17 protein-coding genes are annotated in these 14535 nt (G+C 61.8%); 10 read left to right on the top strand and 7 right to left on the bottom strand.

The window, feature by feature from the left end; genetic code table 11:
* Positions 1-44: 44 nt before the first annotated feature.
* Entirely contained in the window at positions 45-677 is a 633-nt protein-coding gene (locus tag EY643_RS02205; RefSeq protein WP_152660668.1) for a BamJ family beta-barrel-assembly machinery protein, read from the bottom strand.
* 87 nt (positions 678-764) lie between these two features.
* Between EY643_RS02205 and EY643_RS02200 the strand changes: the two genes are divergently transcribed.
* Entirely contained in the window at positions 765-1355 is a 591-nt protein-coding gene (locus EY643_RS02200; protein ID WP_152660667.1) for a DUF924 family protein, read from the top strand.
* Positions 1356-1364: 9 nt separating this feature from the next.
* Here EY643_RS02200 and EY643_RS02195 read toward each other — a convergent pair whose 3' ends face one another.
* Complete coding sequence (locus EY643_RS02195) at positions 1365-1949, bottom strand: NUDIX hydrolase (RefSeq protein WP_152660666.1); 585 nt, start codon at positions 1947-1949, stop codon at positions 1365-1367.
* 128 nt (positions 1950-2077) lie between these two features.
* Here EY643_RS02195 and EY643_RS02190 point away from each other — a divergent pair, with 128 nt between their 5' ends.
* Positions 2078-3373, top strand: coding sequence for a CinA family nicotinamide mononucleotide deamidase-related protein (locus EY643_RS02190; protein WP_152660665.1), 1296 nt, complete (start codon positions 2078-2080; stop codon positions 3371-3373).
* Here EY643_RS02190 and EY643_RS02185 read toward each other — a convergent pair.
* Entirely contained in the window at positions 3370-3846 is a 477-nt protein-coding gene (locus EY643_RS02185; RefSeq protein WP_170287249.1) for a lipocalin-like domain-containing protein, read from the bottom strand. The two genes, EY643_RS02190 and EY643_RS02185, sit on opposite strands and share 4 nt — an antisense overlap.
* Before the next feature lie 16 nt (positions 3847-3862).
* Complete coding sequence (gene pdxH / locus EY643_RS02180; protein ID WP_152660663.1) at positions 3863-4498, bottom strand: pyridoxamine 5'-phosphate oxidase; 636 nt, start codon at positions 4496-4498, stop codon at positions 3863-3865.
* A gap of 87 nt (positions 4499-4585) precedes the next feature.
* On the opposite strand from pdxH, the gene EY643_RS02175 reads away from it, so the two are divergent.
* Positions 4586-5203, top strand: coding sequence for a GNAT family N-acetyltransferase (locus tag EY643_RS02175; RefSeq protein ID WP_152660662.1), 618 nt, complete (start codon positions 4586-4588; stop codon positions 5201-5203).
* Here EY643_RS02175 and EY643_RS02170 read toward each other — a convergent pair whose 3' ends face one another.
* Both EY643_RS02170 and EY643_RS02165 read right to left on the bottom strand, forming a co-directional pair.
* Positions 5204-5767, bottom strand: a complete 564-nt coding sequence (locus tag EY643_RS02170) for a DUF4136 domain-containing protein (protein ID WP_152660661.1) — start codon at positions 5765-5767, stop codon at positions 5204-5206.
* Positions 5768-5800: 33 nt separating this feature from the next.
* Positions 5801-6109 carry a hypothetical protein gene (locus tag EY643_RS02165; protein ID WP_170287248.1) on the bottom strand — a complete coding sequence of 103 codons (309 nt, stop codon included), beginning with the start codon at positions 6107-6109 and terminating at the stop codon, positions 5801-5803.
* A gap of 110 nt (positions 6110-6219) precedes the next feature.
* Here EY643_RS02165 and EY643_RS02160 point away from each other — a divergent pair, with 110 nt between their 5' ends.
* Complete coding sequence (locus EY643_RS02160; RefSeq protein WP_152660659.1) at positions 6220-7470, top strand: energy transducer TonB; 1251 nt, start codon at positions 6220-6222, stop codon at positions 7468-7470.
* Here the strand turns inward: EY643_RS02160 and EY643_RS19635 are convergent.
* On the bottom strand, positions 7372-7956 hold the full coding sequence (locus EY643_RS19635) for a hypothetical protein (protein WP_205743127.1): 585 nt from the start codon (positions 7954-7956) through the stop codon (positions 7372-7374). The two genes, EY643_RS02160 and EY643_RS19635, sit on opposite strands and share 99 nt — an antisense overlap.
* Between EY643_RS19635 and EY643_RS02150 the strand changes: the two genes are divergently transcribed.
* The 6 genes from EY643_RS02150 to EY643_RS02125 are packed head-to-tail and all read left to right on the top strand — an operon-like array spanning position 7946 to position 14534.
* Positions 7946-8653 carry a hypothetical protein gene (locus tag EY643_RS02150; RefSeq protein ID WP_170287247.1) on the top strand — a complete coding sequence of 236 codons (708 nt, stop codon included), beginning with the start codon at positions 7946-7948 and terminating at the stop codon, positions 8651-8653. The two genes, EY643_RS19635 and EY643_RS02150, sit on opposite strands and share 11 nt — an antisense overlap.
* The gene (locus EY643_RS02145) at positions 8650-9873 is read left to right on the top strand and encodes a hypothetical protein (RefSeq protein WP_240732798.1); all 1224 of its coding nucleotides are present in this window, start codon (positions 8650-8652) and stop codon (positions 9871-9873) included. Before EY643_RS02150 ends, EY643_RS02145 begins: the two co-directional genes overlap by 4 nt.
* A gap of 20 nt (positions 9874-9893) precedes the next feature.
* On the top strand, positions 9894-11426 hold the full coding sequence (locus tag EY643_RS02140) for a tetratricopeptide repeat protein (protein WP_152660656.1): 1533 nt from the start codon (positions 9894-9896) through the stop codon (positions 11424-11426).
* Positions 11423-13498, top strand: a complete 2076-nt coding sequence (locus EY643_RS02135; protein ID WP_170287246.1) for a PEGA domain-containing protein — start codon at positions 11423-11425, stop codon at positions 13496-13498. The genes EY643_RS02140 and EY643_RS02135 overlap by 4 nt, the downstream gene beginning before the upstream one ends.
* A complete protein-coding gene (locus EY643_RS02130; RefSeq protein WP_152660655.1) occupies positions 13491-13730 on the top strand; it encodes a hypothetical protein in 240 nt (79 codons plus the stop codon). The genes EY643_RS02135 and EY643_RS02130 overlap by 8 nt, the downstream gene beginning before the upstream one ends.
* Before the next feature lie 9 nt (positions 13731-13739).
* Positions 13740-14534, top strand: coding sequence for a MotA/TolQ/ExbB proton channel family protein (locus EY643_RS02125; protein ID WP_152660654.1), 795 nt, complete (start codon positions 13740-13742; stop codon positions 14532-14534).
* Position 14535 lies beyond the last annotated feature (1 nt).

Below are 14535 nucleotides of genomic sequence, written 5' to 3'. Positions count from 1 at the left end.
GGGAGGGCTTGGACCGCTCCCGGACCGCTTAGCCAGAACAAGACCTAAGCTTTGATCTCTATGAGATGAATCTCGAAAACGAGCGCACTATTGGGAGGAATAGACCCACCAGCCCCCTGCTCGCCATAGGCCAACTGCGGCGGACAAGCGATGCGCCACTTGTCGCCCACTGACATCATCTGCAGCGCCTCAGTCCAACCCGGAATGACCTGGTTAACGCCGAATTCAGCCGGCTCGCCACGCTCAACCGAGCTGTCGAAGACCCGGCCGTCGGGGAAAGTCCCGTGATAGTGAGTCACCACCGTGTCAGTCGCACCCGGCTTGTCGCCGCTGCCCGCTTCCAGCACTTCCCACTGCAGGCCGCTCTCGGTCACGCTTACTTCCTCGCGTTCCCCATTGCGCTTCATGAATTCCTCAGCCAGTACCTGGTACTTGCTGGCCTCCTCGGCCTCTTTCGCTTTCTGCCGGTCCTGGATGCGCTGGAACGCCGGGTTCAGGTCTGCGTCACTCATGGCCGTTTCGCCATGCACATACCAATGGCGAATCGCGGCGATGACCGCCTCCACGTCCAGGCCTTCAAAATCATTGCGCTTCAGCTGGTCGCCGAACTGGAGACCAAAGCCGTAACTTACCTTCTGTTCGTCGGTGGCAAGATCCACCTCAGGTTGTAGTGCCATGAAAAATTTCCGCTATGCTGTGTCAAAAAGGACGCGCAATTTATCACATCCGGCGCAGGGCTATCGAGTCTCATAGAGAGTAAGGCGATGACAGACAGTATCGATGCGATTCACCAGTACTGGTTTGGCGAGCTGGACGAGTACGGCATGGCCGCCAAAAGTCGCAACCAACTCTGGTTCCAGTCAACGCCGGCCGACGACGCACGCTGTGGCGACTTGTTTGGCGAGCTCGTGGAGGAAGCACTGGCGGGTGGCCTGAGCGACTGGGAAACCAGCGATCGCGGTGTCATTGCCCTGATACTACTGCTCGATCAGTTCACTCGCACCCTGTTTCGCGGTGAGGCCAGGGCTTTCTCCGGCGACGCACGTGCGTTTGCGCTGGCCCAGCACCAGATCGCCCACGGCCACCACGCCCGCATGCCGGCGGTGCATCAGGTGTTTTTGTTCCTGCCGCTTGAACACGCAGAGAATCTGGATGCGCAGGAAGAGTGCGTCGAATTATTCGCTGAACTGGAGGCCGTTACCGGGCTTGAAGCCATAGCCGGATACAGCCGTTTTGCCGTTGCCCACCGGGAGGTTATCGCCAGATTCGGCCGCTTTCCTCACCGCAATGCCGCCCTCGGGCGCGAATCCACCCCCGCTGAGATCGATCACCTGAAAACCCACGGCGGTTTCTGATTGGCTGCGTCAGCGCCCTGACTGGGACACCGACCAGAAGTCATAGCGCCCCTCCGTCATCTCCGCCTGCCAGACATCGAAACGGCCGCTCTCCAGGTCGCTATAGGCCTGCTCGATGGAGTCGTTGACCTGAGGGTAGGCGACATCAAGCCAGGGGCATTCGTCGCGGCTGAAGAAACCACAGGCCTGAGACTCAGGCCCCGGCTCACAGAAATCCGTATCCACTCGCGCGCGAAACGCCACGTAGACCTGATTGATAAACGTAATGGTGCCGGTCATGTAGAGCTGCAGCTGCTCCGGCGGCAATAACACCCCCGCCTCTTCGTGCAGTTCCCGCGCGGCACCCTGGGCCAGCGTTTCTTGTTGCTCCATGAACCCGCCGGGAATGGCCCACTGCCCACGCTGGGGCTCAATGCCGCGTTGCACCCACAGCAGGCGGTCCTCACAAGCGACAAACGCCGTTACCACGATCATAGGGGAATCGTGGTGCAACGCGCTGCAACCGGTGCAGATCCAGTGATTGCGCGTCTCGCCACCAACGACGTGACGGGCCAGGGCTGCGCCGCATTCAGGGCAGTAGCGGGTGCCGGACATATGCTCTCGTTGTCATAAAGTGCTGGAACCGTGAGTATGAGTAGCGTGCGTAAATCCAAAATAGCACTTTGCCCCAGCGAAAGCATTGGCGCTATGCTTGCTTCGCAAAGCGACCCAGGTAATCCAAAATGACAGACCAGAACCCCCGCGTGCAGCTGCTGCTCACTGGCAACGAGATCATGAGCGGCGACACGGTGGACTCCAATTCGGCCATGATCGCCCAACGCCTGGCCGCACTCGCCATCGGCGTGTATCGCAAAGTGACCGTGGGCGACGATGTGCCCCTGCTGCAGCAGGAACTGACCCAGATGACCCACAACGCCGACCTGGTCATCGTCAACGGCGGCCTCGGACCCACGGTAGATGACCTCACAGCCGAGGTGCTGGCCGCGGTTGCCGGTGTGCCCACGGTAGAGCACCCGCAGGCAGTGGCCCATCTGCAACACTGGTGCGGTAAACGCAACCTGGCCCTCAACGCCGCCAATATGAAGCAGGCGATGCTGCCCGAGGGCTGCGAGGTCGTGGACAACCCCGTCGGCAGCGCTGTGGGGTTCGCCCTGACCGTGAACGGCTGTCGGGTGATCTGCACGCCCGGCGTACCCAGCGAACTGGCGCCCATGATGGACCTGATTGTGGCGCAGCTGGCGGCCGCACAGGACGCGCCGGTGGAACGGGACATCCTGCGTCTGCAGACCTTCGGCCTGGGCGAGTCCTCTGCGCAGCAGATGATCGCCGACCACATCAGCGACTGGCCGGCTGAGGTAGACCTGGGCTTTCGCGCCGGAGCGCCGCAAATGGAGATCAAACTCATGGTGGACCGCGCTGCCGATCTGCCGGCGCGGCAGTGGTGCCGGGAGCAACTCGAGACCCTGTTCGGTGATCACATCATTGGTGAAGGCGGCTGCCAGCTGGCAGAGCGTGTTCTGGCGTTACTGCGCCAGCGGGGCCAGACACTGACCACCGCAGAGTCCTGCACCGGCGGCCTGATCGCCTCCATGCTCACCCGTATTGCCGGCTCCTCCGACGGCTTCCACGCGGGCTTTGTCACTTACGCCAACGAGATCAAGCATGCTGTCCTGGGTGTGCCCAACGAGGTACTGGCCAGCGAAGGCGCGGTGAGTGAAGCCGTGGTGCGCAGCATGGCGCTGGGCGCGCTGGAACGCAGCGGTGCCGACTACGCAATCGCAGTGTCCGGTATTGCAGGCCCGGGCGGCGGCAGCGAGGACAAACCGGTGGGCACCGTATGGCTGGCCTGGGGCAGTAGAGAAGACATCCGCACCCGCTGTCTGTGCTGGCCGGTGGAGCGCACCTTGTTCCAGACAATGATCGCGGCGGCGGGTCTGGATATGATCCGCCGCACGCTACTGGGCATAGACGATGAGCCGCGCTACTTCGCCCAGCGGGGTGCCGGCAAAGGGCGCTAGGCGTCCAGCGGCGGGCGATCTTCCGTGGGCTCTGGCGTCGGCGTGGTGCGATGCCACACCAGCGAATGAAAGCGCACCACTTCGCCCACCTGATCCTTGCCTGACAGCACCAGGGTCTGGCCGTCCAGTTCGGCGTGGCGTAGTTGCTCGGTACCGGGGAAGTCCGGATTGAGACTCTGGGTGACGTAGTGGACTACATCCCCACCGTGCACCTGAAAGCGTCCGGCGTAGTGAAAATAGGACGAAAATGCCTCGGCCTTGAGGGCATCCGGGATCTTACGGTAGGAGATATCAGTGGGTAGGCCGGCGCGATCGTTACGCGCGATAGAAGCGCTCATCCAACCGTCATTGGCATAGACCAATAGCCCGCGAGGCTCTTCCCCATAAGGATAGCTGAACTCATCCCGGTCGGAATAACCCACCGTCCACGACTCCAGTTCCCAGGTGCCTACCAGATCTTCTTTGCTAATCATGATGCAATTTCCTTGTTCAGGGCTGCAATTGTTCGATGGCCCAACCATCGTCCTCGCGGCTGTAGAGGAAGCGGTCGTGCAGGCGATGTTCACCGCCTTGCCAGAATTCGATTCGCTCGGGAATAATGCGGTAGCCTCCCCAGAAATCGGGCACCGGCACTTCCCCCTTGCCGAACTTGTCCTTTAATACCTGCACCTGCTTCTCCAGCATGGCGCGGGCAGACACGGGCCGGCTCTGGCGCGAAGCCCAGGCGGCGATCTGGCTCTCGCGGGGACGGGTGACGAAATAGGCGGCAGACTCAGCGACACTCATTTTCTCGGCCACCCCGGTGGCGATGACCTGACGGTCGATTTCATTCCAGGGGAACAACAGCGAGACCCGTGGATTGGCCGCGATAGCCTGCGCCTTGGCGCTACCGTAATTGGTGTAGAAGACGAAACCGCCGTGAGAAAGCCCTTTCAGCAACACAATCCGCTGCCAGGGCGTGCCCGCGTCGTCGATGGTAGAGAGCACCATGGCGGTAGGGTCTTCCAGTTGCGCACGCACCGACTGCTCCAGCCAGTGCTCGAACTGTGTCATCGGGCAGGCATTGAGCATGTCGCGGGTAAGACCGCCTGCTGTGTATTCCCGCCTGTAGTCCTCGTAATGCAATGAAGGTTCCTGCTACGCTGTGAGGCTGTTGCCCCGAAATGGGGCACCAATAGTAGCCCCACTGCAAGGGAGAGGCAAAACCCGCATATGGACAAGGCACCGCAAATAATCAACGGCAGCAGCGCCGAACTGGACCAGATGGCTGCGATCCTCGCCGACTCGTTCAGCACCGACCCGGTGATGAACTGGGTGCTGCCGGCAACCGATATTTATCCCGGTTTTTTCCGCCTGATCACGCGCGACATCTTCCTGCCGAAGGGTTTATGCCACGTCGAAACGGCAGACCGCGGCGCTGGCCTGTGGCTGCCCCCTGGCGAGAAGTTCGACCTGAAGCCCGGCCCCGGCCTTATCGGGCTGATGCTGAAGCTGATACTCAAAAGCAGCCTCGCACCGCTGCGGCGCATCCCACAGCAGGCTGCGGTGTTCGACCGTCACCACCCAGAGGCGCCGCACTATCACCTGCTATTTGTGGGCGCCAGGCATGCCAACCAGGGCCAGGGCGTAGGCTCAGCCCTGATCAAAGAGGGCCTGCGCACCGTTGATAAAGCAGGCATGCCCGCCTACCTGGAAAGTTCCAATGAGCGCAACGTGCCGCTGTATGAGCGGCACGGCTTTGAAGTGGTATCAGAGGACAACATGCCGGGGGGCGGCCCCCCGGTGTGGTTTATGTGGCGCGAGGCCCGTCAGGCACCTCCCACCCGGTAACTACAGGGGCGGGAATTCGGCAAAAATCGCCTGGGCCGCTTCGGCACGGCGCTGCTCAGATTCCAGAGAGGCGGGGTCCGGGTCGGACTGCAGCCTGGACTCAATCACTGAACGCCACACTGACTTGTTGCGTGAAGGGTCAATGATATCCACGATAAACGTGCCCTGGGTGTACTGGCGCACACTCACATCCGAGACGCTCGGGCCGCAGCGCCAGCAGTTGTAGTAACTCATACTGTTGTAGGTACGCACATCGGTGCGCTCCTCGGTCACCAAATGCCAGGTGAGGTAGGCGTCGGCGTCAGCGTTGTCGTCAACCAACTGGAACCCGCGCCGGGCCAGCTCGTCGGCCAGCGCCGAGTCAATGCGAGATATCTGCATATCGCTGACCTTGATCGCGCTCAAGCCGACCCGATCCACTGGCTGTATGGCAATTTTCTTTACCCCGGTGAAGTCAAAGCTGTCATCGAAATCCATCGTCGCTTCAAGTGCTGTTGTGGTACAGGCAGCGAGCAGCGCGAGCATTGCCAGCGCGCCGAGGCTTCGGATTGTGCGTACGATCATAAGGTCATCCTCCAGGTTGGCTGGGCATTATAGTCAATCGGGGGTGCTGGGAACCACCGGTGCGCGATGCATATAGAGCGGTATCTCGGGGAAATGATGAAACTCGCGCCAGTTGTCACCGAGTGAGGCCGCGAGGCTCTCACCCTTCGCGGCCTTGTGAGCAGCATCCAGCATTCTGTCTATCCCGGCTTCGTCAGCGGCTCCCGTCAACACCGCCGCCTCCATTAAGCCCTCGGCGCGCAGGCCGGCCGCAGGGGCCACATCATCGCCTCGGGCCAGGGCCGCAAACATGTCGGTCCAGCGCCGCTGCAATTCGTCCAACAATATTTGCCCAATCGCCATTTGCACGCTCGCCCCCAGACGGTATCTTTATCAGCCAGTGATAGTGTATATACTTACAGTCAGTTTAATAAGAGATCTGCGCGGCTGTACCCAGCCGTATGAGTCATACTATGTGTAGAGCGCCGATAGCGGCGGTCCTGTTGCGCGCCCTGCTGCTGGCCACAGTGGCCGGCAGCGTACCTCTCGCGGTAACAGCATCGCCCGAAGCATCCGAACCTGCAGCCGAACCGGCCAGCGGAGATACGGCCCTGCGCGCCAGCACAGCGAACACGGACAACTACTTCGCCGGCATCACCGCGCTTGAGTCCGAGCACGGCGCCTACTCAGCGGCACTGCCAGAACAACTGCTCAGCCTCGGCCTGACTTTGCAGCAAGAGGGCCGGCATACCGATGCGCTGGACGTTTTTCGTCGCGGCGTACATTTGGATCGCATCAACAATGGCTTGTACAGCGCAGGCCAGGTGGCGCTGGTACAACAGGAAATCATCAGCCATATCGCGCTGGGCGATTTCGCCAAGGCCGACGAGCGTCAGCACTATATGTACCGCGTACAGATGCGCACCATGAACAATGGCGCTGACCGCTCCAAGGTGTTCATGGAACAGGCCCAGTGGCAATACAACGCCTATCGCCTGGATCTGGGACCCGCACCCTACCTGCGCCTCATGAACATGTGGGATCTCTACCGCCTGGCCCTGAACGACACCATCAATACCCACGGTAAAACGTCTGCCTACCTGCTGGAACCCCTCGAGGGCATGCTGCTGGCACAGTATCTGATCAGCGGTTACGAAAGGACGTCCAGCCCAAAATCCCAGACAGACCTGGGCGTTTCACTGCAAACGCAGGACAACCGTTTCAATCGCTACCAGCGTGAGAGCTACAAGCGGGGCCGCGCAGTCATCCAGGCGATCTACGATCTACACCTTGTAAACCATGGCGAGAACAGTGCGGAAACCACCGAGACCATGGTCATGATGGGTGACTGGATCTTCTGGCACGGTGACAAGGAGGCGGCGCTGCGCGCCTACCAGCAAGCCAATGCGGAACTTGTCGCGCGCGGCGCTGACCAACAGACTATAGAGGCCACTTTTGCCGAGCCCGTGGCGCTGCCCAATTTCGACGGCGTTCGCCCCCTGCCCCAGCCTGTTCAGCCCGGCGATGGCGCTGTACAGTTGGCATTCTCGGTAACAGCAACCGGCAAGGTGAGAGAGCTCGAACGGGTGGATGAAAACACCCTGGACGATGCCACTGCCAACAAGTTAATGCGCAAACTGCGCCGCACACGGTTCCGCCCACAACTGGCCCTGGGCGAGCCGGTCGATACCCAGAGGGTCCTGAGAGCCTATGACATTCAGTGACTCAACACGCCCAGCCGCGACCGCGCTAGAACGCGCGCGCCTGTGCGCCGCCGTGACGGCCGCCTGCCTGCTACTGGCGGGCTGCCCCAGTGCGAGTAATCCAACCACACCCCCAAGTACGCCCAGCGCTACCCCGCCTCCCAGCAGTAGCTCGAGCAGCTCATCCAGTTCGTCCAGCAGTTCATCCAGTAGCTCGTCCAGCAGTTCGGCAAGTCCCTCCTCGAGCAGCAGTTCAAGCAGCAGTTCGAGCAGTGCCTCAAGCTCCGGAGACACAGGCAATCGTGGTTCCGAGGGCAGCCAAGATTCAAGCAGCAGCGCGGGCAATGACAGCGCGGCCGAGGCCGGTTCGCAAGCAGGCGAATGGCACGGCAAGGGTGCCGGCCAATCGGACGACGGGCTGGAGGGCACGGCGAGTAGCAGCGGAGCCAGCGGTGAACCCGGCTTTGAGCCTGGAGAAAGCGGCGGCCTGCCCTCCATGGAAGACATCCCCAGCATGGAGGACAGTATGACGGAGGCCTCAGGCTCCGCTAGTGGCAGTGACAGTGGCAGCAGCGCGGGCAGCGCCGGTGGCAGCGGCAGCGCAAGCGGCGGAGCCGCCGGGAGCACGGCCGGTGGCAGTGGCGATGGCGTCGCCGTCAGCGCCAGCATCCCCGGCATGCCCGGTACTATTCCCGGCGTCATCCCTGGGGCTATTCCCGGCGTCATTCCCGGCACGAGCGGCAGTGGCGGGAGTGGCCCGCTGACACCTGCCGAACAAGTCGCGATCCTCGATGCCCAGCTCGAGGCAGGCACCAGTGATTTCGATGCGATGATCCTGGAGCAACAGAATCAACAGCGCACAGCCACTCGCAGCTCCAGCGCCTCGACAGCCAGCGAGAGCAGTGATGCCGGAGGAAGCAGTGGTTCCGGTAGTTACGGCAATGGCGGCCTCGACACCAGCTACCCCGGGGGCGGCACCGCCAGTACTTCCGGCAGCTACGGTGGCGGTATCGGCGGCGTCGGAGGCGGCCAGCCAATCCCCGAGGATACCGCGCGCTTCCCACCCCCTGAAGACGTACCCTCAGGCGAAGATGACGACGTGGTCGCCCGCCAGTTGCGTGAGGCAGCGATGCGCGAAGCCGACCCGGCCGTGCGCGAAAAACTGTGGGACGAATACCGCAAGTACAAGGGAATTTCTGAGTGAACATCCTCTCCCGGCCATTTTCCACCCTGCTCTTTGCAAGCGCCTGCCTGCTCGGTACAGGCTGCGTCAATCAAACCGTGAAAAGCACCTCGGTGCCACCCATCGCGACGGCGCAGGAAGTTGTAACTGACGAGTTGCTGCTCGACGTGGGCATCGCCGTTTTCGACCCCGGCCTGGACGAGGTTCCGGATGATGACGAACAGCCTGTTTACACCGAGGTGCGCAAGGCCGAGGCGCGGTTCATGCCCAACCAGCTCGCGCAGGCTATGCAGCAGAGCGGCGCCTGGGGCGCAGTGCGTGTGGTACCCGACCCCGAGCGAGTCTCAGACCTGTCAGTCCACGGCAAAATCGTCCACTCCGATGGTGAACGCCTGGAGTTACGTATTACCGCTGTCGATTCACGCGGTTACGAATGGCTGGACAAAGGCTACGAGTCACACGCCAGCAAGTACGCCTACAAAACCACGACCCGCAACAGTCACGATCCATTCCAGGCCGTCTACAACACCATCGCCAACGACATTCTCCAGGCCCAGCAGAAACTCCGCGAGCAGGACCGTATGAATGTCCGCCTCGTCAGCGAACTCCTGTTCGCCCAGGAATTCTCCCCTGAGGCCTTCGACGGTTACCTGGCGAAAAACCCGAGCGACGTTTACCTGGTGATGCGCCTGCCCGCTGACAACGACCCCATGCTCGAACGCGTGCGCACGATTCGCGAGCGGGATCACATGTACATCGACACCATGCAGGCCTACTACGACAACTTCGGTGAAGAAATGCTCGACCCCTACGATGAGTGGCGGCGCCTGAGTTATGAAGAAGTCGTCGCCATGCAAGAACTGCGGGCCGAGAGCCAGCGCAGAATGATCGTCGGGGCCATTGCCGTGGCTGCGGGGATCGCCGGCGCCATCAACTCCGATAGCTATGGCGAGGCCGCCGCGAGTGATGTTGCCATTCTCGGAGGCGGTTACTTATTCAAGAGCGGTCTGGAAAAACGCAATGAAGCCCAGATCCACGTTCAGGCGCTGGAGGAAGTGGGGCTGTCGCTGGAATCAGAAATCACCCCCCAGGTAATCGAACTCGAAGACCAGAGCGTGACCCTTAAAGGCAGCGTGGATGACCAGTACGCCCAGTGGCGCTCATTGCTGGCCGAGATCTACGCCACCGAAATCGGCAGCCTGGAACAACCCGAAACCATCGGCGCAGCTGATACACTCTAGTTTTAAAGCGCCCTCATTTGATGTCAGTAGATAACGAGCAACTCAAGCCCACGCCCTTTGATGTCGCCCCGGCCCCGGAAACGGCTGCGGTGTCGGCACCCGAGCCATCACGCGGCACGCCCCAATGGATCCTGCCAGCACTGGGCGGCCTGCTGCTGCTCGCGGTGGTGGTCGTGTTCTGGCTGCCCAGCCTGGTGAGCCCTCCCGAACAGACCGCAGAGACGGCGGATAGCGTAGCCGGTAGCGGAACTGCAGACACCGCGGCAAAGCCCGGTGCCCAGCCAGACAACAACCCCAGCTCCCCCTGGTCAGATGCTCAGGACGCCAAGCTACGCAAAGGCGCCCAGGATGTGCTGGCGCAGTTGCTGGACATCCAGTTCACCCTGGAAGAGCGCAACGTCGCCCTGTGGGCCAGTGAACCATTTGCAGCGGCCAACGCGACCGCACTGGAAGGTGACGAGCTGTATCGACAGCGCGAGTACGAACAGGCCACAGAGCAATACCAGCGAGGGCTGGAACAATTGATGGCCATTAGCGACAGCATGCCCCAGCGCGTGGATGAGCTGCTGCAACAAACCCGCGACGCCCTGCAGGAGGGCACCCCGGACCAGGTGGCCGAGGCGCTCGAGCTGGCAGCGCTGATCGAACCAGAGAATGCCGCCCTGCCCGACCTCCAGCGCCGCGCAGCCAACTACCCCGCGCTGCTGGAACAGCTCGCCGCGGCAGAGGCGGCCGAAGCAGCCGGCGACCTGGCCACAGCAAAAGAGACGCTCGCGGCTGCAACTGCGCTGGATGCAGAACACCTGTTTGCTGCGAGTGAACTGGAGCGGGTTGGCACAGCTCTCACCGACCAGCAGTTCAACGCCGCGATGAGCGAGGGTTACGCCGCGCTGGACGACGGCGAATTCAACACTGCCCGGCAGCGCTTCAAGGCCGCAGCCGCTCTTCGACCGGGTTCCAGCGAGGCCAGCAGCGCGCTGCAGGAACTGGCCGGCGCAGAACAGGGGGCCACCCTGGTGCGACTGCAACGCGAGGGCGCCCGGCATGAACAGAACGAGGCCTGGCAGAAGGCACTGACAAGCTATCAGCGCGCACTCAAGATCGACAGCAACGTGAGTTACGCCAGCGAGGGCGCCAGCCGCGCCGCCGTGCGCGCAGAACTGGACAAGCAGCTGCGGGCAGTTATCGATGCACCGGAGCGACTCTCCGATATCGCTGTGGCGCAGGACACGGCTCTGCTGCTGGCTCAGGCACGAGAAGTCGAGCCGCGCGGCCCCGTACTCAGCCGGCAGATAGACCAGCTCGACACACTCGTACAGCGCGCCAACACCCAGGTCCAGGTGATCCTGACCTCGGACGAACAGACCGAAGTGATCGTCTACAAGGTGGCGCGCTTGGGTCGGTTTCAGCAACGGGAGCTCACCCTGCGCCCGGGCACCTATACTGTGAGAGGCAGTCGCAATGGCTATCGCGACGTGCTGGAAAAAATTACTATCACCCCTGACGGTCCGGCGAACCCGATACTTATCGCCTGTAGGGAGCCCATCAATTGAGTGAGAACAGGGACGATATCCAGCCCGCGAGCATAACGCCCAGCGCTTTCGAGCCGCTGGATGCTGCCGCGCCGGCTGCCCCTGTAAAACGCAACACTACACGGTGGGTGCTGGCTGGCGCAGCAATCCTGTTTATCCTGCCCATGGCGTTTGTGCTGAGTTCGCGCTCACTCGACATCACCGTTGAAGCCGAGACCGACGCAGAGGTCGATGTGTCAGGGCTGGCCATCCCTTTCGGTGATCGCTACCTGTTGCGCCCGGGCCAGTACGAGGTGTCGGCAACTGCGCCGGGCTACCACCCGCTCACCACCGAGGTCACTGTAGGCGACGCCGACAACCAGCGCACCACACTGGTGCTCGCCCCCCTGCCCGGCCTGCTGAGCATCGATTCTTCCCCTGCCGGGGCTGAGCTACTGCTTGATGGCGAGAGCATCGGCAAGACGCCGCTGCTGGAACTGCCGGTAGAAGCGGGTGTGCACCAGCTCGAAATCACCTCGCCCCGCTATTTTGCGCAGTCACGGGAGATCGAGATCACCGGCCGCAACCAGGCCCAGCAGTTAAGTTTTGCATTGCTTCCCGCCTGGGCCAGCTACAGCATCGACTCAGTGCCCCAGGGCGCGGACATCCTGATCGACGGCGAAGTGGTCGGCCAGACACCGGCCACCGTTGAACTCCTGCAGGGCGAGCGCCAGCTGCAGCTCAGCCGGGCGGCCTACACAACATGGGACACAGCGTTGACCGTGACCGCCGGCATGGACGACACGCTGGGCACAATCGAGTTGGAACCCGCCGCGGGCATTCTCTCCCTCAACAGCGATCCCGCCGGCGCCAACGTCACCATGGATGGTGAATTCCAGGGCCAGACGCCACTGCAACTGACCATTGAGCCGGGCCTTAAGCACCGCATCGCCCTGTCCAAGCCAGGTTACGACCGCCGCAGTGAAACGATCGAGCTGGCCGCAGCGCAAACCGAGGAACGTACGGTTGTACTCAAGGCCAGAAAAGGGGATGTGAAATTCAGGATATCCCCTGCCAGCGCCGAGCTGCGCGTCAACGGCCGCGCGATGGGCAAGGGCAGTCGCACACTCGAACTGCCGGCGATCGCACACCGCATCGAGGTCTCCCTACCGGGGTATGCGTCCCAGATTCAAACAGTGACACCTCGTCCGGGCCTGCTGCAACAGGTCTCCATCACCCTGCAAACGGAAAATGAAGCCCGCCTGGCGCGCAACAAGCCAGAGCTTGAGACCGCGTTGGGCCAGACCCTGGTACTCTTCAACCCGCAAGAATCAGGTATGGCAGATTTCAGCATGGGCGCATCGCGCCGCGAGGCGGGCCGCAGGGCCAATGAAGTCATGCATCCGGTCTCACTCCGACGCATGTTCTACCTGCAGACAACCGAGGTCACCAACGCCCAGTTCCGCGCCTACCAGGCGGACCACAAGTCCGGCCAGATAGAGGGGAACAGCCTCAACCGCAACGATCAGCCCGCCGTCGCCCTGAGCTGGCAACAAGCCGCCTCATTCTGCAACTGGCTCAGCAAACGGGAAGGCCTGCCAGCCTTCTACCGGGAGAACCAGGGCGTGATCACCGGCTTCAATCCCTCATCTACTGGCTACCGGCTGCCCACCGAGGCCGAGTGGGCCTGGGCGGCGCGCACCTTCAACGGCAGCCTGCTGAAATTTCCCTGGGGCTCGGCCTTCCCGCCGCCCGCCACTGCCGAGAACTATGCTGACAATACATCGGCCTATGTCACCGGGCGCATTCTCAACGGCTACAAAGACGGTCATGTGGTGAGCGCTCCCGTCGGCTCTTACCAGCCCAACCACCGCGGCCTATACGATATGGGCGGCAACGTGGCGGAGTGGGTGCACGACGTTTACACCATTCCCAGCGCTGACGGCACCACAGTCACCGACCCGCTGGGCGCTCAAACCGGCGACAACTACGTGATTCGCGGCGCGAGCTGGTCGCACAGTCGCATCGGTGAATTGCGCTTGAGCTATCGCGACTACGGTGCCGGTGGGCGCGACGATGTCGGTTTCAGAGTGGCGCGGTATGCAGATGAGTAGACAACCATTGCGCCAACTTACGCTGCTGGCCGCGGTTTTGATGCTGTTTGGCACGAACATCGCCACGGCACAAGACGCCGACGATGAGCCACCTGAAACAGACACTGCCGAGCCTGCGTCAACCAACGCCGAGAGTGACGCGAACCTCAGTGAGCGTGGCTCGCCTTTTGATTACGAAGCATCGGAACAAATCTCAGAAGATCTGTCCGTATCCTTCCCGGTGGACATATAGGACTTATAAATGAAACGACGGATGTCATCCGAATTTATCTTCCAACTGTTCGCCCTGCTCATTGCGGTGATCGTGGTGCACGCGGTTTATGTCGGCGCCATCCGCCCGGCTGCGGAAGTCCAGATCCAAAAGGAAATGGAACTCCAGGCCAGCGGTGAGGACTATGTGCCTGAGCGCACTATTGCCGTGGTCATCCGCGACTTCGAACAGGAGGCCTGTTTTATCCTGCTGCTGTGGGCACTGGCCATAATGGGCTACAAGGGCCGGCGCACAATGCAGGAACACGCCATTCTCGACCGCCGCTTGCTGGACATCCCCGAGGGAACCAGCGTGTTGCCGGAGGACGCTCGCGAGTACAGTCGATCGCTGGAGGCTCTGCCCGAGCAGGAACAAGACTTCCTGTTGCCGCGCACGCTGCTCGCTGCACTGCAACGCTTCGCCACCACCGGCAGTATCCAGGCGGTGTCTGACACCGTGAAAGAGAGCTGTGAAATTGAATCTGACCGACTGGATTCAGAACTGTCCATGGTGCGCTATATCGCCTGGGCCATTCCATCCATCGGGTTTATCGGCACCGTACGCGGTATCGGCGACGCTCTGGGTCAGGCCTACAAGGCAGTCGAGGGCGACATCTCCGGGGTTACCGTCAGCCTCGGGGTAGCGTTCAATAGCACCTTCGTCGCCCTGGTACTGTCGATCATTATCATGTTCTGCCTGCACCAGTTGCAGCTCTCGCAAGAGCGCCTGGTACTGGACAGCCAACGCTACGCCGACAAGCGCCTGATGCGCCACCTGGTGAACTGAT

Source organism: Halioglobus maricola (assembly GCF_009388985.1).
In the GTDB taxonomy this organism is placed as follows: Bacteria; Pseudomonadota; Gammaproteobacteria; order Pseudomonadales; family Halieaceae; genus Halioglobus; species Halioglobus maricola.
The sequence above is the reverse complement of the archived record's forward strand: the minus strand, read 5'-3'. Positions and strand labels throughout refer to the sequence as shown.

What these genes read in the sequence shown, in the direction of transcription:
- EY643_RS02185 (WP_170287249.1), bottom strand. Translation starts at nt 3,846, where the DNA reads ATGATTAGCAAAGAAGATCTGGTAGGCACCTGGGAACTGGAGTCGTGG.
- EY643_RS02205 (WP_152660668.1), bottom strand. Translation starts at nt 677, where the DNA reads ATGGCACTACAACCTGAGGTGGATCTTGCCACCGACGAACAGAAGGTA.
- EY643_RS02195 (WP_152660666.1), bottom strand. Translation starts at nt 1,949, where the DNA reads ATGTCCGGCACCCGCTACTGCCCTGAATGCGGCGCAGCCCTGGCCCGT.
- EY643_RS02165 (WP_170287248.1), bottom strand. Translation starts at nt 6,109, where the DNA reads ATGGCGATTGGGCAAATATTGTTGGACGAATTGCAGCGGCGCTGGACC.
- EY643_RS02150 (WP_170287247.1), top strand. Translation starts at nt 7,946, where the DNA reads ATGGAAGACATCCCCAGCATGGAGGACAGTATGACGGAGGCCTCAGGC.
- EY643_RS02140 (WP_152660656.1), top strand. Translation starts at nt 9,894, where the DNA reads ATGTCAGTAGATAACGAGCAACTCAAGCCCACGCCCTTTGATGTCGCC.
- EY643_RS02170 (WP_152660661.1), bottom strand. Translation starts at nt 5,767, where the DNA reads ATGATCGTACGCACAATCCGAAGCCTCGGCGCGCTGGCAATGCTCGCG.
- EY643_RS19635 (WP_205743127.1), bottom strand. Translation starts at nt 7,956, where the DNA reads ATGTCTTCCATGGAGGGCAGGCCGCCGCTTTCTCCAGGCTCAAAGCCG.
- EY643_RS02190 (WP_152660665.1), top strand. Translation starts at nt 2,078, where the DNA reads ATGACAGACCAGAACCCCCGCGTGCAGCTGCTGCTCACTGGCAACGAG.
- EY643_RS02200 (WP_152660667.1), top strand. Translation starts at nt 765, where the DNA reads ATGACAGACAGTATCGATGCGATTCACCAGTACTGGTTTGGCGAGCTG.
- EY643_RS02160 (WP_152660659.1), top strand. Translation starts at nt 6,220, where the DNA reads ATGTGTAGAGCGCCGATAGCGGCGGTCCTGTTGCGCGCCCTGCTGCTG.
- EY643_RS02125 (WP_152660654.1), top strand. Translation starts at nt 13,740, where the DNA reads ATGAAACGACGGATGTCATCCGAATTTATCTTCCAACTGTTCGCCCTG.
- EY643_RS02130 (WP_152660655.1), top strand. Translation starts at nt 13,491, where the DNA reads ATGAGTAGACAACCATTGCGCCAACTTACGCTGCTGGCCGCGGTTTTG.
- EY643_RS02175 (WP_152660662.1), top strand. Translation starts at nt 4,586, where the DNA reads ATGGACAAGGCACCGCAAATAATCAACGGCAGCAGCGCCGAACTGGAC.